The organism is Streptomyces venezuelae ATCC 10712 (genome assembly GCF_008639165.1).
In the GTDB taxonomy this organism is placed as follows: domain Bacteria; phylum Actinomycetota; class Actinomycetes; order Streptomycetales; family Streptomycetaceae; genus Streptomyces; species Streptomyces venezuelae.
The window spans coordinates 5,228,908-5,252,978 of the sequence record NZ_CP029197.1; the positions used below are offsets into that span (position 1 = coordinate 5,228,908).

Consider the following 24,071-nt stretch of genomic DNA (forward strand, 5'->3'; position numbering starts at 1 on the left):
AAAGCCTCAGTAAGTTGCATCAGTGGGCTCTACGATCGCGGGGCCTGCTTTCAGACGCATCAACATCGAGGGGCGCACGTTGGCTTTCCAGATGCCGGACCGCGGCGGTAGCCCGTCCGGGCCAAGGATGAGAGTCGGCCGGCCGTCCCGGCGGGCCCGTACCTTGCTCATGACTCTCGGGGTGCTGGCCGTTCTGGCCATGGCGTTCGTCATGTTCGCCGGGTTCTGGACGGACTGGCTCTGGTACCGCTCGGTCAAGTACTCGTCCGTGTTCACCACCACGCTGTGGACCAAGATCGGGCTCTTCGCCGTCTTCGGCCTGCTGATGGGGGTCGCCGTCGGCCTGAACATCTGGCTGGCGTACCGGCTGCGGCCGCCGCTCAGCGCGATGTCGCTGGAGCAGCAGAGCCTCGACCGGTACCGGATGGGGCTCGCGCCCTTCAGGAAGTGGGTGCTGCTCGCGGTCACGGCCCTGGTGGCGCTGATCGCCGGCGCCTCGGCCTCGGGCCAGTGGCGCACCTGGCTGATGTGGGTCAACGGCGTGAAGTTCGGCCAGAAGGACCCGCAGTTCGGTCTGGACGTGGCGTTCTACGCCTTCGACCTGCCCTGGTACCGCTTCCTGCTGGCCTTCGGCTTCGCCGCCGTCGTCCTGTCGCTGATCGCGGCCGCGCTCACCCACTACCTGTACGGCGGGCTGCGGATCACCAGCCCGGGCGCGCGGGCCACCGCGGCGGCCACCGGCCACCTCTCGGTGCTGCTCGGCGTCTTCGTGGCGCTGAAGGCCGTGGCGTACTGGCTCGACCGGTACGGCCTGGCGGTGAAGTCCAGCGACTTCAAGGCCACCGGCAACTGGACGGGCCTGCGGTACGTCGACGCCAACGCGTACCTGCCGGCGAAGACCATCCTGTTCTGCATCGCCGCGATCTGCGCCGTGCTGTTCTTCGCGACGCTCTGGCGCCGCACCTGGCAGCTGCCGGTGATCGGCTTCGGTCTGATGGTGCTCTCCGCGATCCTGATCGGCGGCCTGTACCCGGCCATCGTGCAGAAGTTCCAGGTCCAGCCGAACGAGCAGGCCAAGGAAGCGGAGTACATCCAGAAGAACATCGACGCCACCCGCAAGGCGTACGCGATCGACGGCACGAAGCCCGAGAACTACTCGGGCAAGTCGACGGTGAAGGCCAAGGACCAGCTGCGGACGAACGCCGACTCGGCGGCCAGCTACCGCGTCCTCGACCCGAACATCGTCTCGCCGACGTTCCAGCAGCTGGAGCAGAAGCGGAAGTACTACCAGTTCCCGACGACGCTCGATGTCGACCGGTACGCGGGCAAGGACACCGTCGTCGGTCTCCGTGAGCTCAACATCAAGGGCATCCCGAAGCGGAACTGGATCAACGACCACTTCACGTACACCCACGGCTACGGCGCGATCATGGCCTCGGGTACCCAGACGGACGCCAACGGCTCGCCGGTCTTCACCGAGGCCGGGCTGCCGACCACGGGCATGCTGGGCTCGTACCAGCAGCGGATCTACTACGGCGAGAAGACCGACCAGTACTCGATCGTGGGCGGCCCGCAGAAGGAGCTGGACTACGAGGAGAACGGCGAGAAGACCACCAGCTACGAGGGCAAGAGCGGGGTCAACCTCTCCAACACGTTCAACCGCGCCGCCTACGCGGTCGCGTTCAGCGAGCCGCAGATCCTCTACTCGGGGGCCATCGGCGAGGGCTCGCGGATCCTCTACAACCGCACGCCCAAGGAGCGCGTCGAGGCCGTCGCGCCCTGGCTGACCATCGACGGGGACGCCTACCCGGCGGTCGTCGGCGGCCGGATCCAGTGGATCGTCGACGCCTACACGACGACCAACGGCTACCCGTACGCCTCGCGCACCACGCTCGGCGACACCACGGCCGACTCGCTGACCGTCGGCAACCAGCAGCGCGCCGTCGTCGCCCAGCAGAACCAGGTCAATTACATCCGCAACTCCGTGAAGGCCACCGTCGACGCCTACGACGGCACGGTGAACCTCTACGAGTGGGACACCCAGGACCCGGTCCTGAAGACCTGGATGAAGGCGTTCCCGGACACGGTCAAGGCCAAGTCCGAGATCAGCGGCGACCTGATGCAGCACCTGCGGTACCCGCAGGACATGTTCAAGGTCCAGCGCGAGCTGCTGACCCGCTACCACGTCACCGACCCGGCGCAGTTCTACAGCGGCTCGGACGCCTGGCAGGTGCCGGACGACCCGACCAACAAGGACGGCAACGCGGTCCCGCCGTACTACCTCAGCATGAAGATGCCCGGGGACGCCTCGCAGCGCTTCTCGCTGACGACCACGTTCACGCCGAACGGACGGCCCAACCTGGGCGGCTTCATGGCGGTCGACGCCGATGCCACCAGCAAGGAGTACGGCCGGCTGAGACTGCTGCGGGTCACCGAGGACGTACCGGGCCCGGCGCAGGTGCAGAGCAAGCTCAACGGCCTGCCGTCGGTGGCCACCTTCGTCCGGGACATGAAGGGCGCCGACTCCGACATCCAGTACGGCAACCTGCTGACGGTCCCGCTCGACGGCGGCTTCCTGTACGTGGAGCCGGTGTACGCCCAGGGACGGAACGCGCTCTACCCGCTCCTGAAGAAGGTCGCGGTGTCGTACGTGGACGCGGACCAGCCGAACGGTGACACGACCAAGGACACCACCGTGTTCGAGGACAACCTCACCAAGGCGCTCAACGCGGTCTTCGGGGTGGAGGCGCCGACCACACCGCCGCCCACCACGCCGACGACCCCGCCGGGCACCACCAACCCGCCGCCGGCCACCAACGACGCCGCGCTCAAGCAGGCCATCGCCGACGCCCAGAAGGCGTACGACGAGGGCGAGGCGGCGCTGCAGAAGGGCGACTGGGCGGCCTACGGCAAGGCCCAGGAGGACCTCCAGGCGGCGCTGCAGAAGGCGGCGGAAGCCGGCGCGAAGCTCAAGACGACCGGATCAGGCGGCTGACCTGAGGTTTTCCATCCCGCGTCCGTGGTACTGTTGGTTCACCGACGCGGGGTGGAGCAGCTCGGTAGCTCGCTGGGCTCATAACCCAGAGGTCGCAGGTTCAAATCCTGTCCCCGCTACTCAGAGGACGAGGGCCCGGATCCATAAGGATCCGGGCCCTCGTCGTGTGTCGGCGTGCGTGCGGTGCCCGAAGAGCGGTAGGGAGGGGGCGAGTTGGCGTGAGTCGTGTTTGACTTGTCTCTCTGTGGGCATGTCGACAAAACGCTGAGTGACCTCACTGGCTGCGGTATACCAGGTGTGCTCGGGTTGCGGGTGGTGCGACGATGGTATTTATGGGGGACAGGGCAACTCTGTTGGAGACAGGGCGGTTTGTGCAGCGGCATGCCAGGAACGCCGCAGACGAGATCATCGAGGCAGTAGGGGCCGTCGATGCGGCCGTCGACACCACCGCCGAGACCGATCCCGACGCCGAGAACGAGACCGAGACCGAGGCCCGCCACCGGCGTGCCGCCGAGCGCGGCGACCTCGCCGCGATGAGCGCCCTCGGCGCGCTGCTGCTGCGCCGCGGCGACCTCGACGGCGCCGAGCCCTACCTGCGCGGCGCCACCGCCGAAGGCGACCGGGCCGCCGCGAACAACCTCGGGGTCCTGTTGCACCAGCGCGGATACGCCGAAGAGGCCGCCGGCTGGTGGCGCGTCGCCGCTGTCGCCGGCTCCGCACCCGCCGCCCACGCGCTCGGCCGCCACCACCGCGAGCGCGGCGACGAACCCGCCGCCGAGTACTGGCTGCGCCAGGCCGCCGAGCAGGGCCACGCCCTCGGCGCGTACGCCCTCGCCGACCTCCTGGAGCACCGCAGCGACGTCGGCGCCGAGCGCTGGCTGCGCGCCGCCGCCGAACAGGGCCACCGCGAGGCCGCGTACCGGCTCGCCCTCGCCCTGGAGCGGCGCGCCACCGAGACGGCCCGAGGCCCGCACGAGACCGGCGCCCGGCTGCGCGTGCCCACCGGCGCGACCGCGCCCGCACCGGCCGGGGCGGCCGCCTCCGGAGCCGGAACAGCCGTGCCCGCGCGGGCCGTCGGCGAGCCCGGCGGCGCATCGGCCGAGGCCGAGCAGTGGTTCCGGCAGGCCGCCGCGCGCGGCCACCGGCGGGCCGCGCTGCACCTCGGCGCGATCCTGGAGCACCGCGGCGAACTCAAGGAGGCCGGCCGCTGGTACCTCAGCTCCGCCAAGGAGGGCGAGGCCAAGGCCGCCTGCGCGCTCGGCTTCCTGCTCCGCGACGCGGGCGACGAGGAGAGCGCCGCCGTGTGGTGGCTGCGCGCCGCCCAGGACGGCGACGGCAACGCCGCCAACGCCCTCGGCGCGCTCCACGCCGCCCGCGGCGAGCAGCAGACCGCCGAGCGCTGGTACCGGGCCGCCATGGACGCGGGCGACGTGAACGGCGCCTACAACCTCGGGCTGCTCTGCGCCGCCCAGGACCGCATCCCGCAGGCCGAGCAGTGGTACCGCCGGGCCGCCTACGCGGGCCACCGCGAGGCCGCCAACGCGCTCGCCGTCCTGCTCCTCCAGGCCGGCGACGCCAACGGCGCCGAGCCCTGGTTCTCCAAGGCCGCCGAGGCGGGCAGCGTCGACGCTGCCTTCAACCTGGGCATCCTGCACGCGGGCCGGGACGACGACCGTACGGCCCTCGTCTGGTACGAGCGGGCGGCCGCCGCCGGGCACACCGAGGCCGCCCTGCAGGTCGGCATCGCCGCCCTTCGCGACGGCGACGAGCGGACCGCCGAGCGGCACCTGCGCTGCGCGGCCGGCGGCGGCAGCGCCGAGGCCGCCTTCCGGCTCGCCTCGGTGCTCGACGCGCGCCGGCCCGACCCCGGACCCGCCGTCCTCGGCGCGCCCCGGGAGGAGAAGACCGAGTGCGAGGAGTGGTACGAGCGGGCCGCCCAGCAGGGCCACCGCCGTGCCCAGGTGCGGGTCGGCATGCTCGCCGCCGCGCGCGGCGACCTGGCGGAGGCCGACCGCTGGTACCGCGAGGCGGCGGAGGCGGGCAGCCGCAACGGCGCCTTCAACCTGGGGCTGCTCCTCGCCCGCGAGGGCAGCGAGCGCGAGGCAGCCCTCTGGTGGACCCGGGCCGCCCGGGCCGGGCACGGCCGCGCCGCGCTGCGGCTCGCGCTGCTCGCGGCCCGGCGCGGGGAGCTCACCGAGGGGCGCCGCTGGTGCGCCCGCGCGGTGGAGCTGGGCCCGGCGGAGGTCGCCGAGCGGGCGGCGCGGCTGAGCGAGGCGCTGCACCAGGAGCTGACGGCGTGAGGCGTGCGCCGGCCGACGGCGTGAGGCGTGCGTCTTAACGGATTTGCGCCGGCGACGCCCCGTCCCGTAGAGTCGGGTTTACCGACGCGGGGTGGAGCAGCTCGGTAGCTCGCTGGGCTCATAACCCAGAGGTCGCAGGTTCAAATCCTGTCCCCGCTACCACGTCATCAGGGCCCGGATCCTATAGATCCGGGCCCTGATCGCGTTTCCGGACGCAACCGGACGCACCCCGGGCGCAACAGTAAAGCCCCCGCCGCGGCGGGGGCTTCTGTGTGGGCGTCTCAGGCGCTGCCGGCGCAGCTGGGGCAGATGCCTCGGTAGGTGACCTCGACGTTCGAGATGGTGAAGCCGAAGCGCTCGGTGTCCGGCAGGTCGGCCAGCGGGTCGCCGCCCGGATGCACATCGCGGATCGCGCCGCAGCGGCCGCAGACCAGGTGCTGGTGCGGCCGGTGGGCGTTGGGGTCGTAGCGCTTGGCGCGGCCGTCGGTCGCGACCTCGATGACCTCGCCGAGGGTGACCATCTCGCCGAGCGTGTTGTAGACGGTCGCGCGCGAGATCTCGGGCAGGCGCGTCACGGCGCGCGCGTGGACCTCGTCGGCGGTCAGGTGTACGTGGTCCCCGTCCAGGACCTCCGCCACCACACGCCGCTGCGCGGTCATCCGCCAGCCGCGTCCGCGCAGTCGTTCCAACAGGTCACTCATGAGGGCCAGCCTAACAGTCGGGGGCGCCGCTTCCCGAACCGGTGTGACTTTGGATGTTCACTTGACTTAGACATTGTCTATCGTAGGATCGAGTACGGCACGCAGGACAGGACGCAGGAGGCGCACGTGACGCAGGGACCGCTCACCACGGAGGCCGGCGCGCCGGTCGCCGACAACCAGAACAGCGAGACGGCGGGCGTAGGCGGTCCGGTCCTCGTCCAGGACCAGCTGCTGCTCGAGAAGCTCGCCCACTTCAACCGTGAGCGCATCCCGGAGCGCGTGGTCCACGCGCGCGGTGCGGGCGCCTACGGCACCTTCACGCTCACCCGTGACGTCTCGCGGTGGACGCGGGCCGCCTTCCTCTCCGAGGTCGGCAAGCGGACCGAGACCTTCCTGCGCTTCTCCACCGTCGCGGGCAGCCTCGGCGCGGCCGACGCGGTGCGCGATCCGCGCGGCTGGGCGCTGAAGTTCTACACCGAGGAGGGCAACTACGACCTCGTCGGCAACAACACCCCGGTGTTCTTCATCAAGGACGCCATCAAGTTCCCCGACTTCATCCACACCCAGAAGCGCGACCCGTACACGGGCTCGCAGGAGGCGGACAACGTCTGGGACTTCTGGGGCCTGTCGCCGGAGTCGACCCACCAGGTGACCTGGCTGTTCGGCGACCGCGGCATCCCGGCCTCGTACCGCCACATGAACGGCTACGGCTCGCACACGTACCAGTGGAACAACGAGGCCGGCGAGGTCTTCTGGGTCAAGTACCACTTCAAGACCGACCAGGGGATCAAGAACCTCACGCAGGACGAGGCCAACCGGCTGGCCGGCGAGGACCCGGACTCGCACCAGCGCGACCTGCGCGAGGCCATCGAGCGCGGCGACTTCCCGACCTGGACCGTGCAGGTCCAGATCATGCCCGCGGCCGACGCGGCGGGCTACCGCTTCAACCCCTTCGACCTCACCAAGGTCTGGCCGCACGAGGACTACCCGCCGGTCGAGATCGGCACCCTGGAGCTCAACCGCAACCCGGAGAACATCTTCGCCGAGGTCGAGCAGAGCATCTTCTCCCCGGCGCACTTCGTGCCCGGCATCGGGCCGTCCCCGGACAAGATGCTCCAGGGCCGTCTCTTCGCGTACGGCGACGCGCACCGCTACCGCGTCGGCATCAACGCCGACCACCTGCCGGTGAACCGCCCGCACGCCACCGAGGCGCGGACGCACTCCCGTGACGGCTTCCTCTACGACGGCCGCCACAAGGGCGCGAAGAACTACGAGCCCAACTCCTTCGGCGGACCGGTCCAGACGGACCGCCCGCTGTGGCAGCCCACCCCGGTCACCGGCGTCACCGGCGACCACGCGGCCCCGTCGCACGCCGAGGACGACGACTTCACGCAGGCGGGCGACCTCTACCGGCTGATGTCGGAGGACGAGAAGGGCCGCCTGATCGACAATCTGTCCGGCTTCATCGCCAAGGTCTCGCGCGACGACATCGCCGAGCGCGCGATCGGCAACTTCCGCCGGGCGGACGAGGACTTCGGCAAGCGGCTGGAGGCCGCGGTCCAGGCCCTGCGCGGCTGAGGGCGCTTGCCGTAGAGAGGGAGCGGGTCGGATTCCGTACGGATTCCGGCCCGCTCCCGCGTTCCCAGGGGCCGTGCCCCCCGCTCAGCTCACAACGCTGTGCACGGGGATCCAGCAGCGGATGATGTCGCGCACCGAGACCATGCCGACGGGGCCGTGGTCGTCGAGGACGACGAGGTGGCGGAAGCCGCCGTGGGTCATCGCCTCGGCCGCCTCGGCCAGCGTCCAGGCGGGCGCGGCGAAGACGACGTCCCGGGTGGTGTGGGAGCCCGCGGTCTCCCGGTCGGGGTCCTGGTCGAGGGCGAGCGAGTTGAGGATGTCGCGCTCGGTGAGGATGCCGAGGGCGCCGGCGTCGGTGTCGAGGACGACGGCCGCGCCGACGCGGCGGGCGGCCATCAGCCGGGCGGCCTGCCGGAGGGTGTGGGCGGGGCCGATGGTGAGGACCACGGTGCTCATGGCGTCACGGACGAGCATGGACGGAGCCACCTCCTTGGCGAATCGTTCCCGCGTTCAACGAGAACGGATTCACAAGTTCACAAGCGGGGGGACTCTCAGAGTGACACCGGGGGAGGAACCCGACAAGGGGGCGCGCGAGGTGCCCGGGGGAGCGCGCGCCGGCCGCGTTCGCGGGCCGCTCAGCCCTCCGCGTTCTCCTGGTTGAGGTAGCTGAGCAGCTCCCCGTGCAGCAGTCCGTTCGAGGCCGCCGCGTTCCCGCTGTGCGGGCCGTGGCGGCCGTCGAGCCCGGTGTACGTGCCGCCGGCCTCCTGGACCACGACCGCCACCGCGGCCATGTCCCACAGCGACAGCTCCGGCTCGGCGCAGATGTCGACGGAGCCCTCCGCGACCATCATGTACGGCCAGAAGTCGCCGTACGCCCGGGTCCGCCAGCACGCGCGCGTGAGGTCGAGGAACCCTTCGAGGCGGCCCTGCTCCTCCCAGCCGCTCAGCGAGGAGTACGCGAAGGAGGCGTCCTCCAGGGAGGCGACCTTCGAGACCCCGATCCGGCTCGCCGACGCCAGGCTCCGCCCGGTGTACGCCCCGAGGCCCTTCGCCGCCCACCAGCGGCGGCCGAGCGCCGGGGCCGACACGACGCCCACCACCGGCTGGAAGCCGGTGTCCCCGGCCTCCATCAGCGCGATCAGGGTCGCCCAGACGGGAACCCCGCGCACATAGTTCTTCGTGCCGTCGATGGGGTCGATCACCCAGCGGCGCGGGCCCGAGCCCTCCACGCCGTACTCCTCGCCGAGGATCGCGTCGCGCGGCCTGGCCCGCTGGAGCTGGCCCCGGATCAGTTCTTCGGCGGCCTTGTCGGCCTCGCTCACCGGCGTCATGTCCGGCTTCGTCTCGACCTTGAGGTCGAGCGCCTGGAAACGGTCCATGGTGGCGGCGTCGGCGGCATCCGCGAGGACATGGGCGAGACGCAGATCGTCGTGGTAGTCGGCCATGGTCGGCACTCTATCCCCGCGAGATCACCGGGCGGGGAACCGTCCACGGGCGGGCGCCGGAGCGGCGGCGGCCGCCGGAGCCGCCGCCGGGCCCGGAGCCCGGCAGCGCCCTTGACAGTGCGCGGGCGGCTGCCGACGCTGAGCACGGAAACGATTCGGTCGTTCCGGGAGGCGCCGATGCCGACTGCCCGCGAGGCCCTGCTCGACGCCGCGCTCGGCGCGCTCGCGCACCGGCCGTGGTCCGCCGTGCGGATGGCCGACCTCGCCACCACCGCCCGGGTCTCCCGGCAGACCCTCTACAACGAGTTCGGCAGCAAGGAGGGGCTCGCCCGCGCCCTGGTACGACGGGAGGCCGACGCCTATCTGCAGGGCGTCCGGCGGCTGCTCGCCGCTCCGGCGCCGCCCGAGCGGAACCTGGTCGTCGTCGCCGAGTGGATCGTCACCAGGGCCGCCACCCGGCCCGTGCTGCGGGCCCTGCTCACAGGCGCCTGGAACGAGCGGCTGCCCGCACCCCGCCCGGCAAGACCCGGCGCCCGCCCGGCGGCGGTGCCCGCCCAGCGGCGCGCCGACGAGGGGCCGCCCGCGCCGGGCGAGCTGGTCGCGGCGACCGCGGCCTGCGCGGGGGAACGGTGGGCGGCAGGCTGTGAGCTGGCCGTCCGGCTGGCGCTCAGTCATGTCGTGGCGCCCGCGGTCCCGTTGCCCACGGGCCCGGGGGAGGCGGGTCAGTGCGAGGAGCCGGACAGCTGGAGTCCGATCACGCCGACGATGACCAGACTGATCGAGACGATCTTGAGCGTGGAGACCACGTCGCCGAGGAAGATCATTCCGTAGATCGCCGTCCCGGCCGCCCCGATCCCGGTCCACACCGCGTACGCCGGACCCACGTCCAGCTTCCGCAGGGCCAGCGTAAGGAGGCCGAAGCTGCCGAGTGCGAAGGCCGCGAAGGCGACCGTCGGCCACAGCCGGGTGAATCCGTGCGAGAGCTTCAGGCAGACCGCGAAGCCCGTCTCCAGAAAGCCCGCGACCACCACCAGCAGCCACGCCATCGTCAGTGCCTCCCACGCCGTCGGTGACTGCTTCGTCGCACTTGGTGCGATTATGCACTTACCTGCCGTGGTCGTCCGTAAACGCGGACGGCTCAGTCGCCCTCGCGTCGCTCCCGGGTCGCGAGCAGTCGCCGCAGCGACACCAGCCGCGCCGGATCGGCGTGCCCCTCCGCCACCCAGGCGTCCAGCGCGCAGTCCGGCTCGTCGTGGCTGCAGGCGCGCGGGCAGTTCTCCGTACCCGGCACGAGGTCGGGGAAGGCGAGGATGACCCGGGACGGGTCGACGTGGTGCAGTCCGAAGGAGCGCACGCCCGGGGTGTCGATGACCCAGCCGCCCTCCTTGTCGTTGAGCGGCAGGGCGAGCGCCGAGGTCGTGGTGTGCCGGCCGCGGCCCGTGACCGCGTTGACCACCCCGGTCGTGCGCCGCCGCTCCGGCGGCACCAGGGCGTTGACCAGGGTCGTCTTGCCGACGCCGGAGTGCCCGACGAACGCGGTGGTGCGGCCCTTGAGGTGCTCGTGGACCCGCTCGGCCGCGACGCCGTCGACGAACTCGTCGCGGGTGGTCACCACGTACGGCACGCCCAGCGCGCCGTACATCTCCAGGAGTTCGTCCGGCGGCGCCAGGTCCGACTTGGTGAGGACGAGCAGCGGGGTGAGGCCGCCGTCGTACGCGGCGACCAGGCAGCGGTCGATCAGCCGGGGGCGCGGCTCGGGGTCGGCGAGCGCGGTGACGATCGCCAGCTGGTCGGCGTTGGCGACGACCACCCGCTCGTACGGGTCGTCGTCGTCGGCCGTGCGGCGGAGCACCGAGCTGCGCTCGCCGATCCGCACGATCCGGGCCAGGGTGTCCTTCTCGCCGGACAGGTCGCCGACGAGCGAGACGCGGTCGCCGACCACGGCGGCCTTGCGGCCCAGCTCGCGGGCCTTCATCGCGGTCACCGCCCGGTCGTCGACGAGGACGGTCAGCCGGCCGCGGTCGACGGTGAGGACCATGCCCTCGACGGCGTCCTCGTGCTTCGGGCGGATCGTGGTGCGGGGACGGGTGCCCTTGCGGTTGGGCCGCTGGCGGATGTCGTCCTCGTCGGTGTGCTTGCCGTAACGCCGCATGGTTCAGGCCCCGAGCATTTCGGTCCACATCCTGGGGAAGTCGGGCAAGGTCTTCGCGGTCGTGGCCACGTCCTCGATCTCCACGCCCTCGACCGCCAGGCCGATGATCGCGCCCGCCGTCGCCATGCGGTGGTCGTGGTACGTGTGGAAGACGCCGCCGTGCAGCGGGCGAGGGCGGATGTGGAGACCGTCCTCGGTCTCGGTCACGTCGCCGCCCAGCTCGTTGATCTCCTTGGTGAGCGCCGCCAGCCGGTCCGTCTCGTGCAGCCGGAGATGGGCGACCCCGCGCAGCGTCGACGGGGAGTCGGCGAGGGCCGCGACCGCGGCGATGCCCGGCGTCAGCTCGCCGACCTCGCCGAGGTCCACGTCGATGCCGTGGATCCGGCCCGTGCCGGTGAAGGTCAGACCGGCCTCGGTCAGCTCGCAGGAACCACCCATCTCGGTGAAGATCTCCCGCAGCGCGTCACCGGGCTGGGTGGTCCGCGCGGGCCAGTCCGGCACCGTCACGCGGCCGCCGGTGATCAGGGCCGCCGCCAGGAACGGCTGCGCGTTCGACAGGTCGGGCTCGACGACCAGGTCCCGGCCGCGCAGCGCCGAGGGCGCCACCCGCCACACGTTCGGGGCGCCGCCGTGCTCCGGCTCGTCCACTTGGGCGCCGACCGCGCGGAGCATGTCGACCGTCATCCGGATGTGCGGCAGCGAGGGCAGCCGCGACCCCACGTGCCGCACCTCCACGCCCTGGTTGAAGCGGGGCGCGGAGAGCAGCAGGGCGCTGACGAACTGGGAGGACGAGGAGGCGTCGATCTCGACCGTGCCGCCGTCCAGGCCACCGGCGCCGTGCACCGTCATGGGGAGGGCGCCGCGGCCCTCGTCGTCGACGCGGGCGCCGAGCGCGCGCAGCGCGTCGATCACACCGTGCAGCGGGCGCTCGTGGGAGCGGGGGTCGCCGTCGAAGCGGACCGGTCCGTCGGCGAGCGCCGCGACCGGGGGCAGGAAGCGCATGACCGTGCCGGCGTTGCCGACGTCGACGGTCGCGGGGCCGCGCAGCGGGGAGGGGATGACCCGCCAGGCCTCGCCGGAACCGTCCGGGCCCACGCCCTCCTCGATCTTCACGCCGAGGGTACGGAGCGCCTCGGCCATCAGGAGGGTGTCGCGGGACCGCAGCGGGCGGCGCAGCCAGCCGGGCTCGGACGCCAGGGCGGCCAGGACGAGGGCGCGGTTGGTGACCGACTTCGATCCGGGCACGGTGACGGTCGCGTCGACGGCGCCGCGGGCGTACGGGGCGGGCCAGAGGTCGGTGGGCGGGTCGGTGTGCGTCGCGGAAGCAGCTGCGGTCATGGACTCACTGTACGGGGGAGTCAGTAGCCCAGGAGCCAGCGCCCGCCGCCGATCAGGGAGCAGATCGCGACCGCGTGGAAGAAGAACAGCCACACCCCGGCGGGTACGTGGGTGAGCCGCGCGAGCTGGTCCGCGTCCGAGTCGGGGGCGCCGCCGTGGCGCCGCTTCGACTGGAGCTCGAAGGCCGGGCGGACACCGCCGAGCAGCAGGAACCACACCACCGCGTACGCGAAGACCGACTGGACCTCGGGGGTGGTCAGCCAGGAGACGAGAAGGAAAGCGGCGCCGGTGAGGAGGACGGTGAGGACGCCGTACGCGTTGCGGACCATCACCAGCATGGCGAGCAGCAGCGCGGTCGCCAGCCACAGCAGCAGGGTGACCCGGTGGGTGCCGAGCAGGGCGGCGCCGCCGAGACCGAGCAGCGGGGCCGCCGGGTAGCCGGCGGCCAGGGTGAGGACGACGCCGACGCCGGTCGGCCGGCCCCGGCTCACGGTCAGTCCGCTGGTGTCCGAGTGCAGCCGGATCCCTTCGAGCCGCCGGCCGGTGGCGAGGGCGAGCAGACCGTGGCCGCCCTCGTGGGCGATGGTGATCGCGTTCCGGGCCAGCAGCCATATACGGCGGGGCACGGTGACGGCCAGGGCGGCGACGCCGGTGGCGATCACCAGCCACTCGGCCGGGGCGGCCTGCGGGCTGAAGAGGTCCAGCGAGAGGTCCATCGTTCGGGCCGCTCCTCGGGGGCTCGGGGATCGTGGCAGTGTGGCACGTATGTGCGGAAGGTATGCAGCGAGCCGGCGGCCCGAGGACCTCGTCGGCCTCTTCGGAGTGGAGAAGTGGGAGCCGGAGGAGACTCTGGCCCCCGACTGGAACGTGGCCCCGACCAAAGAGGTCTGGGCCGTCCTCGAGCGTCCTCTGAAAGACGCAGAATCCCGACGTCCGGTTCGCCAGCTGCGCGCGCTGAAGTGGGGCCTCGTACCGTCCTGGGCGAAGTCGCCGGAGGGCGCCGCGCGGATGATCAACGCGCGCGCGGAGACCCTGGAGGAGAAGCCCTCCTTCAAGCGGGCCTTCGCGGCCCGCCGGTGCATCCTCCCCGCCGACGGCTACTACGAGTGGGTCACCGGGGCGGGGGAGCGGGAGCTCGAGGTCGAGGGGAAGAAGAAGCGGCCCCGCAAGCAGCCGTACTTCGTGACCCCGGCGGACGGCTCCGTGTTCGCGATGGCCGGGCTCTACGAGTTCTGGCGCGACCGGACCCTGCCCGACGGCGACCCGCTGGCGTGGTGGGTGACCTGCTCGGTGATCACCACCGAGGCGGAGACCGGACCGCTGGGCGTGGCCCCGGCCGAGGGCCCGCACTCGCTCGCCGACATCCACCCCCGGATGCCGCTGATGCTCACCGAGGACCGCTGGGACGCCTGGCTCGACCCGGCGACCACCGCCCCCGAGGAGCTGCGGGGGCTGCTCGCCGCGCCGCCGGAGGGGCTCATGCGCGCGTACCCGGTGGCGACCGCCGTCAGCAACGTCCGCAACAACGGCCCCGAACTCCTGACGGAGCTGGCGGGCCCGGAGGTCGGCACGCTGTTCTGACACCGGCGCGCGGGGTGCGGGACGGCAGGATGGGGGCGTGACCGACATGACACAGTCCGAGACCGTCCCCACCGACGCCGGAGAGGCCCGCGTCACCTGGTACGCGGGGACGGAGCCCGGGGCCGTCCTCGCCCTCGGCCACGGCGCCGGCGGCGGCGTCGAGGCCCGCGACCTCCAGGCCCTCGCCGCGGCGCTGCCGGACCGGGGCGTGACCGTCGCCCTGGTCGAGCAGCCCTGGCGGGTCGCCGGCAAGAAGGTCGCGCCCGCCCCGAAGACCCTGGACACCGGCTGGCGCGGGCTCTGGCCGGTCCTCGCCCGGCCCGGGCTCCCGGTGATCGCGGGCGGCCGCAGCGCCGGCGCCCGGGTCGCCTGCCGCACCGGCCGGGAGCTCGGCGCCGCCGCCGTCCTCGCGCTGAGCTTCCCCCTCCACCCGCCGGGCAGGCCGGAGCGGTCCCGCGCCGAGGAGCTGCTCGGCACGGGCCTGCCCACCCTCGTCGTCCAGGGCGGCAACGACCCCTTCGGACGGCCCGGGGAGTTCCCGGAAGGCCCCTACCGCCTCGTCGAGATCCCGTACGGGGACCACGGCTTCGCCCTCCCGAAGCGGGCCCCGCTCGGCCCGGACGACGCGCGGGAACTGCTGGTGGACGCGGTCGCCGAATGGATCGTCTCGCTCCGCTGACCCACCGGGAATGTTGAGCGGGGGGCGACGGTTGTTCCGTGCGTCGGTGTGAGAGCAAGGAAGAGGGAGTCCGTCGCATGGGTTCGACCATCTGCCGGGAGCGCGCGCAGGCCGCTGACCTCGACTGGACAGTGCTGCCCGCTCCCCAGGGTGCCCGTATTCGGGCGGCGGGCGGAGCGGTTCCTCGTCTATCCTCCGAAACGAGCGGGTCCGCCCTCGGGCTCGCCGCCGCGCTGGAGGAGGTGGGTCCGGTCACTGGGACCGACACAGGGACCGACGACGGCCCCGAGGAGACGACCGAGGAGCGCAATCTGCGCTTCGAGCGGGACGCCCTCGGCTACCTCGACCAGATGTACTCGGCCGCGCTGCGCATGACGCGCAACCCCGCGGACGCGGAGGACCTGGTGCAGGAGACCTACGCCAAGGCGTACGGGTCGTTCCACCAGTTCCGCGAGGGCACCAACCTCAAGGCGTGGCTCTACCGCATCCTGACGAACACCTTCATCAACTCGTACCGGAAGAAGCAGCGCGAACCCCAGCGCAGCGCTGCCGAGGAGATCGAGGACTGGCAGCTCGCCCGCGCCGAGTCGCACATGTCGACGGGGCTGCGGTCCGCCGAGTCCCAGGCGCTCGACCACCTCCCGGACTCCGACGTGAAGGAAGCCCTCCAGGCGATTCCCGAGGAGTTCCGCATCGCGGTCTATCTCGCGGATGTCGAGGGGTTTGCGTACAAGGAGATCGCGGACATCATGGGGACACCCATCGGTACGGTGATGTCCCGACTGCACCGGGGTCGCCGCCAGCTGCGCGGCATGCTCGAGGACTACGCCCGCGACCGCGGGCTGGTTCCCGCGGGCGCCGGAGAGTCGTCGAACGATCTGAAAGGCTCGGGCTCATGAGCTGCGGAGAGCCGCACGAGACGGATTGCTCGGAAGTCCTGGATCATCTGTACGAGTTCCTCGACAACGAGATGCCCGACACGGACTGCACCAAGTTCGAGGTGCACTTCGAGGAGTGCTCCCCGTGCCTGGAGAAGTACGGCCTGGAGCAGGCGGTGAAGAAGCTCGTCAAGCGCTGCTGCGGCAGCGACGACGTCCCCACCGACCTGCGCTCCAAGGTCATGGGACGGATCGACCTGATCCGCTCGGGGCACCTGGTGCCCGAGCAGGAGATCGCGCCGATCGTCCCGACGACACCGGCGCCCCAGGAGTGACACCCCCCGACGCGGGGTGAGACGGAGGCCGTCGCGGCACGCCCGCGACGGCCTCCCGCGTATATCAGCTTGTATCACCCGATGGTGCGAATCCGCTCCGGCGAGCCGTCGCGGGCCGCCCAACTCGCTAGCGTGACACGCGTGATGGGCGTGAAGGTCATTCCGGGCGCGGCCCGCGGGTACATCGGCTGCGCCCTGCTCGCCGCCGGGGCCGCCGCCCTGCCCGCGCTGCGCCCCGCCGCCGGCACCCCCTGGGGCACCGTCGCGCTCCTCGCCGCCCTGTACGCGCTCTGCGAGCTGCCCGCCCGCTGCCGCCTCCTGGGCCGGGCCGCCGGCGGCTCCGTCCCCATCGGCAGCGGCTCCTTCTTTCCCGTCCTCCTCGCCGCCGCCCTCCTCCTGCCGCCCGCCGCCGCCGCGCTCACCGCCCTCCCCGGCAGCCTCCTCGCCCGCGTCGACGAACCCCCGGCCGCGCCACGCCGCGCCTGGCGGGCCGCCGCCACCGCCCTCGCCGTCTGGGCGGCCGCCACCGCCGCCGGCGCCCTGAGCTGCGCGACCGCCCTCGGCCACGGCCCCGACGCCCCCGACTTCCCGTACGCGCTGCTGCCCGCGGGCGCCGCCGCGCTCACCTTCTGCCTGGTCCTCACCGCCCTCGACGGCGGCATCCGGGCCACCGTCGGCGGACTGCCCGCGCGGGCCGCCTGGCGCGGCCTGCTCGGCCGGGCCCTCGCCCCGCACGCCGTGCACGGCCTCGCCGGGCTGATGATGGCCGTGCTCTGGCGCAGCACGTACGGGCCGGTCTCCGCGCTCTTCGTGCTCCTGCCGATCTACATCTCCTGCTGGGTCTTCGCCCAGTACCACCGCGAGCGCGCCGCCCACCAGGCCACCATCCGCGCCCTGGTCCAGGCCGTCGACCTCAAGGACCGCTACACCCGCGGCCACAGCGAACGGGTCGGTCACGCCTCCGTCCTGATCGCCCGTGAGCTCGGCATGGCCGAGGACCGGCTCGACGTCGTCCGGTTCGCCGGCATCCTCCACGATGTCGGCAAGCTCGGCGTCCCCACCCGGGTGCTCCGCAAGGACGGGCCGCTCACCCCCGAGGAGCGCCGCGTCATCGAACTCCACCCCGAGTACGGGCACGAGATCGTCCGGGGCATCGGCTTCCTCGGCGAGGCGCGGGCCGCGATCCTGCACCACCACGAACGCATGGACGGCAGCGGCTACCCCTACGGGCTGCACGGCGAGGAGATCCCCGAGTTCGCCCGGATGGTGGCCGTCGCCGACGCCTTCGACGCCATGACCTCCACCCGCTCCTACAGCCGGGCCCGCCCGGTCCCCACCGCCGTGGCCGAACTGGAGCGGTGCGCCGGCAGCCACTTCGACCCCCGGATGGTCGCCGCCCTCGTCCGCGCCCTCGACCGGCACGGCTGGCAGCCCGCCGTCACCGCCGACGAGACCACGCCGGCCACCCCGCCGAGCGGAAACGTACCTCCGCCACGGGACGCCACGACCGCCCCGCAGACCACCGGCGCGCCGCTGCCGCCCCGGCCCAGGGAACGCGCATGAGACCCGGCGCCCTCACCGTCGGCGCCGTGCACGGGGCCGCCCTGCTGCTCGGCCTCGCCGGCTTCGCCTCCACCCTCTGGTCCGGCGTCGACGAACCCGGCAACGCCCTCGCCTTCGGCGCCCTCGTCGCCGTCGGCGAACTCGCCCGCTGGGGCGCCGCCCCCGGCACGGAGGCACCCGCCGTCGGCGAAGCGCCGGGGGGAAGGGAGCCCGCACCGCTGGCCGCCGCCGGGGCCCTCGCCTACGCCCTGCTCGGGGCGAGCGCGGGCACCGCCACCACCCACGGCGTCCTCCAGATCGTCGCCGTCGTCGTCGCCGCGGGCCTCTGCGGGATCGTCCCCCACATCGCCCGCGGCCAGGGGCCCGGCCTCGACCACCTCGCCCGCCGGGTCCTCACCGTCGGCTTCGCCGCGCTCTGCTTCCAGCCCCTCTACAACGCGGGCGCCGTCGTCGAGCACCTCGGCGAGGGCCCGGCGTACGCCCTCTTCCTCCTCCTGCTGCTCGTCCTGACCGCCCTGTGCGACGCGGTGCTCGCCGCCCTCGTGCTCCGCGCCCGCACGGGATTCCCGTACGGCCCCCTCCTCCGCGACGAACTGCGCGCCCTCCTCGGCATCGGCTCCGCCGTCTGCGCCACCGGCACCGTCATGGCCCTCGGCGTCGCCGCCGCCGGGCTCTGGGCGTTGCCCGTCCTCGCCGTGCCGCTGCTCCTCACCCAGGTCTCCTTCCGGCGGTACGCGGCGGTGCGCACGGTCAACCGCCAGACCATCGCCTCGCTGGCCCGCGCCACCGAGATCGCCGGCTGCACCCCGCCCGGGCACGCCCACCGGGTCGCCGCCCTCAGCGCCGCCGTCGGACGGGAGCTGGGCCTCTCCGGGAAGGAGCTGACCGTCCTGGAGCACGCGGCGCTCATGCACGACATCGGCCAGCTCTCCCTCGTCGACCCCGTCGCGGGCGGCGCCACCGCCCTGCTGCCCGCCGAGGAGCAGCGCCGGATCGCCCTCCTGGGCGGCGAGGTGGTCCGCAGGACCGGGGTCCCCGAGGCCGTCGCGGTCGTCGTGGAGCGGCAGGCCGACCCGTACCGCGGGCAGCCGCTCACCGCCCGGATCGTCCGCGCGGTGAACGCCTACGACGACCTCGCGGGGGGCGAGGGCCCGGGCGCCGCCCTGGACGCCCTGGAGCGGCTGCGGCTCGGCACCGCCCGCGACTATCACCCGGATGTCGTCGAATGCCTGGCCAGGGTCCTGGCACGGGGCGGAGCCGCTGGGGTGACCTCCGCCCCCGCTGGGTAACCCATGGGTAATGAGCGCGCGTCCGACCGGGCATGGTTGGATGCGAACAAGAGGGTGAAGCGACCGGCAGGCGGGAATCGTGAAGATCTTCGGGAAGGTACGGCATCGGCCCTCCGCCTCGTGGCGGCAGGCCACCGACCGCGCGTTCACGCTGATCGGGGACGGACGGTACGAGGACGCGGGGGCACTGCTGACGCGTGCGGCGGATCTGGAGCCCTGGCTCTCGGAGTCCTGGTTCAACCTGGCGCTGCTGCACAAGTTCCGGCACGACTGGGAGCAGGCGCGGGCCGCCGGGCTCCGCGCCGTCGCGCTGCTCGACAAGGAGTCCGGCGCCCCCGACTGGTGGAACGTGGGGATCGCCGCCACCGCGCTCCAGGACTGGCCGCTGGCCCGCCGTGCCTGGCAGGCCTACGGACTGAAGGTGCCGGGCGCCGCCGCGGGCACCGGCGAACCGGCCGGCATGGAGCTGGGCAGCGCCGCCGTCCGGCTCTCGCCCGAGGGCGAGGCCGAGGTCGTGTGGGGCCGCCGGCTCGACCCGGCCCGGATCGAGATCCTCTCCATCCCGCTGCCGTCCTCCGGCCGCCGCTGGGGCGAGGTCGTCCTGCACGACGGCGTGCCGAACGGCGAGCGCACCACCACCGCCGGCCCCTCCTACCCGGTCTTCGACGAGATCGAACTGTGGGCGCCGTCCCCCGTCCCCACCTGGGTGGTCCTCCTGGAGGCGGCCACCGAGGCCGACCGGGACGCGCTGGAGCAGCTCGCCGCCGAGGCGGGCTTCGCCGCCGAGGACTGGTCGTCCTCCGTGCGGCTGCTCTGCCGTGCCTGCTCCGAGTCGACCATGCCGAGCGCCGAGGGCGAGGGAGAGCACTCCGACCCGCACGATCACAGCGAGCCGGGGCACCCCGGGCCGCTCGGCCACCGCTCGCCCGGCGAGCTGTGGGTGCCGGAGCGGGAGTGCGGCATCGCGGCCCCGGCGGGCCTGGTGCGGGGTCTCCTCGACGGCTGGGTGGCGGACAGCCCGGACAGCCGCGAGTGGCGAGATCTCGAAGAGGTCTGCTGAGGCTTCGCGGCGGGGCCCGTAGGCTGTCCTCCGACGGAATCGGGTTTTCAGAAGGGCGCGGCCGGACATGGCGCAGCAGGAGACGGACGAGCAGACGATCAACGACGGCTTCGTCGTGGACACGGAGGACTGCGAGGCGCGCGAGCTCGCCCACCGTGAGCGCGGCACCGCCCGCCCGATCACGGTGGTCGGCAACCCGGTGCTCCACAAGGAGTGCAAGGACGTCACCGAGTTCGACGACTCGCTCGCGGCGCTCATCGACGACATGTTCGCCAGCCAGAAGGCCGCCGAGGGCGTGGGCCTGGCCGCGAACCAGATCGGTGTGGACCTGAAGGTCTTCGTCTACGACTGCCCCGACGACGAGGGCGTCCGGCACACCGGTGTCGTGGTCAACCCCGTCCTCCAGGAGCTCCCGGCCGAGCTGCGCGTCCTCGACGAGTCCAACGAGGGCTGCCTGTCCGTGCCGACCGCCTACGCCGAGCTGGCCCGCCCCGACTACGCGGAGGTCCACGGCCAGGACGCCCAGGGCAACCCGATCAAGGTGCGCGGCACCGGCTACTTCGCCCGCTGCCTCCAGCACGAGACGGACCACCTGTACGGCTACCTGTACATCGACCGCCTCTCCAAGCGGGACCGCAAGGACGCCCTGCGCCAGATGGAAGAGGGCACCCCGCGCTACGAGACGGTGCCGAACGCCTGATCCACGGGTACGCCGAAGGGCCCCGCTCCCCCCGGAGCGGGGCCCTTCGGCGTACCGGCGGAGCCTAGAAGTCCTCGTCCAGGTCCACCGAGCCCTCGACGGCCACCTGGTAGGCGGACGGGCGGCGCTCGAAGAAGTTGGTGAGCTCCTGGACGCCCTGGAGCTCCATGAACGAGAACGGGTTCTCGGAGCCGTACACCGGGGCGAAGCCGAGGCGCTGGAGGCGCTGGTCGGCGACGCACTGGAGGTACTCGCGCATCGACTCGGTGTTCATGCCCGGCAGGCCGTCGCCGCACAGGTCACGGCCGAACTGCAGCTCCGCCTCGACGGCCTCCTTCAGCATGTCGGTGACCTGCTGCCGCAGCGCGTCGTCGAAGAGCTCCGGCTCCTCCTTGCGGACGGTGTCCACGACCTCGAAGGCGAAGTTCATGTGCATCGTCTCGTCGCGGAACACCCAGTTGGTGCCGGTCGCCAGGCCGTGCAGCAGACCGCGGGACCGGAACCAGTACACGTACGCGAAGGCGCCGTAGAAGAACAGGCCCTCGATGCACGCGGCGAAGCAGATCAGGTTCAGCAGGAAGCGGCGGCGGTCGGCCTGCGTCTCCAGGCGGTCGATCTTCTCCACCGAGTCCATCCACCGGAAGCAGAACTGCGCCTTCTCGCGGATCGACGGGATGTTCTCCACCGCGGCGAAGGCCGCCGCGCGGTCCTCCGGGTCGGGCAGGTAGGTGTCGAGCAGCGTCAGATAGAACTGGACGTGCACGGCCTCCTCGAACAGCTGGCGCGACAGGTACAGGCGCGCCTCCGGGGAGTTGATGTGCTTGTACAGCGTCAGGACCAGGTTGTTCGCCACGATCGAGTCGCCGGTCGCGAAGAACGCGACCAGCCGGCCGATCATGTGCTGCTCGCCCGGCGTCAGCTTGGCGAGGTCGGCGACGTCGGAGTGGAGGTCGACCTCCTCCACGGTCCAGGTGTTCTTGATCGCGTCCCGGTAGCGCTCGTAGAAGTCCGGGTAGCGCATCGGGCGGAGCGTGAGCTCGAAGCCCGGGTCCAGGAGGTTCTTCTCGTCGTTCGTGCTCATTACTGGCAGGCCTCGCAGGACTCGGGGTTTTCCAGGGAGCAGGCGAGGGCGTCCGCGTCGGGGGTCGCCTGCTGGACGGGGATGGTGGCGGCGGCGGGGGCCGCGGCCTGGGCGGCGCGGGCGATCCGGGTCGCCGGACGGGAGCGCAGGTAGTACGTCGTCTTCAGGCCCTGCTTCCAGGCGTACGCGTACATCGACGACAGCTTGCCGATCGTCGGCGTCTCCAGGAACAGGTTCAGCGACTGCGACTGGTCCAGGAACGGCGTCCGGGCGGCGGCCATGTCGATCAGACCGCGCTGCGGGATCTCCCACGCCGTCCGGTACAGCTCGCGGACCTCGGCCGGGACCCAGGTGAAGCCGGCCACCGAGCCGTTGGACTCGCGCAGCGCCTCACGGGTCTGCGCGTCCCACACGCCGAGCTTCTTCAGCTCGTCGACCAGGTACGAGTTGACCTGGAGGAACTCACCGGAGAGCGTCTCGCGCTTGAACAGGTTGGAGACCTGCGGCTCGATGCACTCGTAGACACCGGCGATCGAGGCGATCGTCGCGGTCGGCGCGATGGCGAGGAGCAGGCTGTTGCGCATGCCGACGGCGGCGATCCGCTCGCGCAGCGCGGCCCAGCGCTCCGGCCAGTTGAGCTCCACGTCGTAGTGGTCGGGGTGCAGCACACCACGGGCGGTGCGGGTCTTCTCCCAGGCCGGCAGCGGCCCGTTCCGCTCGGCGAGGTCGGCGGAGGCCTCGTACGCGGCGAGCATGATCCGCTCGGCGATCCGGGTGGACAGCGCGCGCGCCTCGGCGGAGTCGAACGGCAGCTTCAGCTGGAAGAAGACGTCCTGGAGGCCCATCGCGCCCAGGCCCACCGGCCGCCAGCGGGCGTTGGAGCGGCCCGCCTGCTCGGTCGGGTAGAAGTTGATGTCGACGACCCGGTCGAGGAAGGTGACGGCCGTACGGACGGTCGCGTCGAGGCGCTCCCAGTCGATGTCCGAACCCACGACGAACGCGCCGAGGTTGACCGAGCCCAGGTTGCACACGGCCGTCTCGCCGTCGTCCGTGACCTCCAGGATCTCCGTGCAGAGGTTCGAGGAGTGGACGGTGTGGCCGGGCTCGGCGGTCTGGTTGGCCGTACGGTTCGAGGCGTCCTTGAAGGTCATCCAGCCGTTGCCGGTCTGGGCCAGGGTCCGCATCATCCGGCCGTACAGGTCGCGGGCCGGCATCGTCTTGCGGGCCAGGCCCGCCGCCTCGGCCTTGCGGTACGCGGCGTCGAACTCCTCGCCCCACAGGTCGACGAGCTCGGGCACGTCCGCCGGGGAGAACAGCGACCAGTCGGCGTCGGCGTTGACCCGGCGCATGAACTCGTCCGGGATCCAGTGCGCCAGGTTCAGGTTGTGCGTACGCCGGGCGTCCTCACCGGTGTTGTCGCGGAGCTCCAGGAACTCCTCGATGTCGGCGTGCCAGGTCTCCAGGTAGACGGCGGCGGCGCCCTTGCGGCGGCCGCCCTGGTTCACGGCGGCGACGGAGGCGTCGAGGGTCTTCAGGAACGGCACGATGCCGTTGGAGTGCCCGTTGGTGCCGCGGATCAGTGAACCGCGGGCGCGGATGCGGGAGTACGAAAGGCCGATGCCGCCCGCGTGCTTCGAGAGCCGCGCCACCTGGTGGTAGCGGTCGTAGATGGAGTCCAGCTCGTCCTGCGGGGAGTCCAGGAGGTAGCAGGAGGACATCTGCGGGTGGCGGGTGCCGGAGTTGAACAGCGTGGGGGAGGACGGCAGGTAGTCCAGCCGGCTCATCAGGCCGTACAGCGCGGAGACCTCGTCGAGCGCGCGGACCGAGTCGTCCTCGGCGAGGCCGCACGCCACCCGGAGCATGAAGTGCTGCGGGGTCTCGATCACCTTGCGGGTGATCGGGTGGCGCAGCAGGTAGCGCGAGTAGAGGGTGCGCAGACCGAAGTAGCCGAAGCGGTCGTCGCCTGCCGGGTCGATCGTCGCGTCGAGCCGGTCGGCGTGCAGCGCGACGAACTCGGCGGTGCGGTCGGCGATCAGGCCCTCGCGGTGCCCGACGGCGACGGAGGCCGAGAAGGAGAACGCGCCCTGGCCGGCCGCCTCGTCGGCGATGGTGACGGTCAGGAGCCGGGCGGCGAGCCGGGAGTACGCGGGGTCCTCGGCGATCAGGCCGGCCGCCGCCTCGGTGGCCAGCTCGCGCAGTTCCGCCTCGTCCGCGGCGGCGCTGCGGCCGCGGAGCGCGGCGGCGGCGACCTTGCCGGGGTCGGTGTCGGGGAGATCGGCGGTGAGGTCCGTCAGGGTCCGCAGCAGCACGGTCCCGGGGCCGTCGTTCTCGACCGTGGAAGCCTCGGCGGACGCCGGATCGGCGGGCGCGATGGTCACAGGGGGGCTCTCCCTCGC

At 72.4% G+C, this 24,071-nt stretch carries 21 protein-coding genes and 2 tRNA genes; 14 read left to right on the top strand and 9 right to left on the bottom strand.

Annotated features, from left to right (window positions below):
- Window positions 1-91 precede the first annotated feature (91 nt).
- From DEJ43_RS24340 to DEJ43_RS24355, 4 genes are all read left to right on the top strand, one after another.
- Complete coding sequence (locus tag DEJ43_RS24340; protein WP_015036043.1) at window positions 92-2,995, top strand: UPF0182 family membrane protein; 2,904 nt, start codon at window positions 92-94, stop codon at window positions 2,993-2,995.
- Window positions 2,996-3,040: 45 nt separating this feature from the next.
- A tRNA-Met gene (locus tag DEJ43_RS24345) sits at window positions 3,041-3,114 on the top strand.
- 204 nt (window positions 3,115-3,318) lie between these two features.
- Window positions 3,319-5,295 carry a tetratricopeptide repeat protein gene (locus DEJ43_RS24350; RefSeq protein WP_015036044.1) on the top strand — a complete coding sequence of 659 codons (1,977 nt, stop codon included), beginning with the start codon at window positions 3,319-3,321 and terminating at the stop codon, window positions 5,293-5,295.
- 85 nt (window positions 5,296-5,380) lie between these two features.
- Window positions 5,381-5,457, top strand: a tRNA-Met gene (locus DEJ43_RS24355).
- A 119-nt stretch (window positions 5,458-5,576) separates the two neighbouring features.
- Here the strand turns inward: DEJ43_RS24355 and DEJ43_RS24360 are convergent.
- Window positions 5,577-5,996: a Fur family transcriptional regulator gene (locus DEJ43_RS24360; RefSeq protein WP_015036045.1), complete on the bottom strand. Its 420-nt coding sequence runs from the start codon at window positions 5,994-5,996 to the stop codon at window positions 5,577-5,579.
- A gap of 126 nt (window positions 5,997-6,122) precedes the next feature.
- Between DEJ43_RS24360 and DEJ43_RS24365 the strand changes: the two genes are divergently transcribed.
- Window positions 6,123-7,574, top strand: coding sequence for a catalase (locus tag DEJ43_RS24365; protein ID WP_015036046.1), 1,452 nt, complete (start codon window positions 6,123-6,125; stop codon window positions 7,572-7,574).
- An 84-nt stretch (window positions 7,575-7,658) separates the two neighbouring features.
- Here the strand turns inward: DEJ43_RS24365 and DEJ43_RS24370 are convergent, their stop codons facing one another.
- Window positions 7,659-8,048, bottom strand: coding sequence for a CBS domain-containing protein (locus tag DEJ43_RS24370; RefSeq protein ID WP_015036047.1), 390 nt, complete (start codon window positions 8,046-8,048; stop codon window positions 7,659-7,661).
- Between the two features lie 161 nt (window positions 8,049-8,209).
- A complete protein-coding gene (gene hisN / locus DEJ43_RS24375) occupies window positions 8,210-9,019 on the bottom strand; it encodes a histidinol-phosphatase (protein ID WP_015036048.1) in 810 nt (269 codons plus the stop codon).
- Window positions 9,020-9,196: 177 nt separating this feature from the next.
- Between hisN and DEJ43_RS24380 the strand changes: the two genes are divergently transcribed.
- The gene (locus tag DEJ43_RS24380) at window positions 9,197-9,850 is read left to right on the top strand and encodes a TetR/AcrR family transcriptional regulator (RefSeq protein ID WP_015036049.1); all 654 of its coding nucleotides are present in this window, start codon (window positions 9,197-9,199) and stop codon (window positions 9,848-9,850) included.
- Here DEJ43_RS24380 and DEJ43_RS24385 read toward each other — a convergent pair.
- The 4 genes from DEJ43_RS24385 to DEJ43_RS24400 all read right to left on the bottom strand — a co-directional run bounded on the left by DEJ43_RS24385 (window position 9,742) and on the right by DEJ43_RS24400 (window position 13,225).
- Complete coding sequence (locus DEJ43_RS24385; RefSeq protein ID WP_015036050.1) at window positions 9,742-10,065, bottom strand: DMT family transporter; 324 nt, start codon at window positions 10,063-10,065, stop codon at window positions 9,742-9,744. The genes DEJ43_RS24380 and DEJ43_RS24385 overlap by 109 nt on opposite strands.
- Before the next feature lie 92 nt (window positions 10,066-10,157).
- On the bottom strand, window positions 10,158-11,171 hold the full coding sequence (rsgA, locus tag DEJ43_RS24390) for a ribosome small subunit-dependent GTPase A (RefSeq protein WP_015036051.1): 1,014 nt from the start codon (window positions 11,169-11,171) through the stop codon (window positions 10,158-10,160).
- Window positions 11,172-11,174: 3 nt separating this feature from the next.
- Window positions 11,175-12,509 (bottom strand): 3-phosphoshikimate 1-carboxyvinyltransferase, encoded by a 1,335-nt coding sequence (aroA, locus tag DEJ43_RS24395; RefSeq protein ID WP_015036052.1) that lies wholly within the window; start codon window positions 12,507-12,509, stop codon window positions 11,175-11,177.
- A 20-nt stretch (window positions 12,510-12,529) separates the two neighbouring features.
- Window positions 12,530-13,225, bottom strand: a complete 696-nt coding sequence (locus DEJ43_RS24400; protein WP_015036053.1) for a M50 family metallopeptidase — start codon at window positions 13,223-13,225, stop codon at window positions 12,530-12,532.
- Window positions 13,226-13,274: 49 nt separating this feature from the next.
- Between DEJ43_RS24400 and DEJ43_RS24405 the strand changes: the two genes are divergently transcribed.
- From DEJ43_RS24405 to def, 8 genes are all read left to right on the top strand, one after another.
- Window positions 13,275-14,090: an SOS response-associated peptidase gene (locus DEJ43_RS24405; RefSeq protein WP_015036054.1), complete on the top strand. Its 816-nt coding sequence runs from the start codon at window positions 13,275-13,277 to the stop codon at window positions 14,088-14,090.
- A gap of 46 nt (window positions 14,091-14,136) precedes the next feature.
- Window positions 14,137-14,769, top strand: a complete 633-nt coding sequence (locus tag DEJ43_RS24410; RefSeq protein WP_015036055.1) for an alpha/beta hydrolase family protein — start codon at window positions 14,137-14,139, stop codon at window positions 14,767-14,769.
- Window positions 14,770-15,011: 242 nt separating this feature from the next.
- The gene (locus tag DEJ43_RS24415) at window positions 15,012-15,668 is read left to right on the top strand and encodes a sigma-70 family RNA polymerase sigma factor (protein WP_015036056.1); all 657 of its coding nucleotides are present in this window, start codon (window positions 15,012-15,014) and stop codon (window positions 15,666-15,668) included.
- Window positions 15,665-15,982, top strand: coding sequence for a mycothiol system anti-sigma-R factor (rsrA, locus tag DEJ43_RS24420; protein WP_015036057.1), 318 nt, complete (start codon window positions 15,665-15,667; stop codon window positions 15,980-15,982). Before DEJ43_RS24415 ends, rsrA begins: the two co-directional genes overlap by 4 nt.
- A gap of 150 nt (window positions 15,983-16,132) precedes the next feature.
- Window positions 16,133-17,545 carry an HD-GYP domain-containing protein gene (locus DEJ43_RS24425; RefSeq protein ID WP_233448078.1) on the top strand — a complete coding sequence of 471 codons (1,413 nt, stop codon included), beginning with the start codon at window positions 16,133-16,135 and terminating at the stop codon, window positions 17,543-17,545.
- Entirely contained in the window at window positions 17,542-18,834 is a 1,293-nt protein-coding gene (locus tag DEJ43_RS24430) for an HD-GYP domain-containing protein (protein WP_015036059.1), read from the top strand. The genes DEJ43_RS24425 and DEJ43_RS24430 overlap by 4 nt, the downstream gene beginning before the upstream one ends.
- Window positions 18,835-18,913: 79 nt before the next feature.
- Window positions 18,914-19,894, top strand: coding sequence for a tetratricopeptide repeat protein (locus tag DEJ43_RS24435; RefSeq protein ID WP_015036060.1), 981 nt, complete (start codon window positions 18,914-18,916; stop codon window positions 19,892-19,894).
- A gap of 67 nt (window positions 19,895-19,961) precedes the next feature.
- Window positions 19,962-20,594: a peptide deformylase gene (gene def / locus DEJ43_RS24440; RefSeq protein WP_015036061.1), complete on the top strand. Its 633-nt coding sequence runs from the start codon at window positions 19,962-19,964 to the stop codon at window positions 20,592-20,594.
- A 64-nt stretch (window positions 20,595-20,658) separates the two neighbouring features.
- On the opposite strand, the gene DEJ43_RS24445 is transcribed toward def, so the two are convergent.
- Window positions 20,659-21,675: a ribonucleotide-diphosphate reductase subunit beta gene (locus DEJ43_RS24445; protein WP_015036062.1), complete on the bottom strand. Its 1,017-nt coding sequence runs from the start codon at window positions 21,673-21,675 to the stop codon at window positions 20,659-20,661.
- The gene (locus tag DEJ43_RS24450; protein WP_015036063.1) at window positions 21,675-24,053 is read right to left on the bottom strand and encodes a ribonucleoside-diphosphate reductase subunit alpha; all 2,379 of its coding nucleotides are present in this window, start codon (window positions 24,051-24,053) and stop codon (window positions 21,675-21,677) included. The genes DEJ43_RS24445 and DEJ43_RS24450 overlap by 1 nt, the downstream gene beginning before the upstream one ends.
- Between the last annotated feature and the right edge of the window lie 18 nt (window positions 24,054-24,071).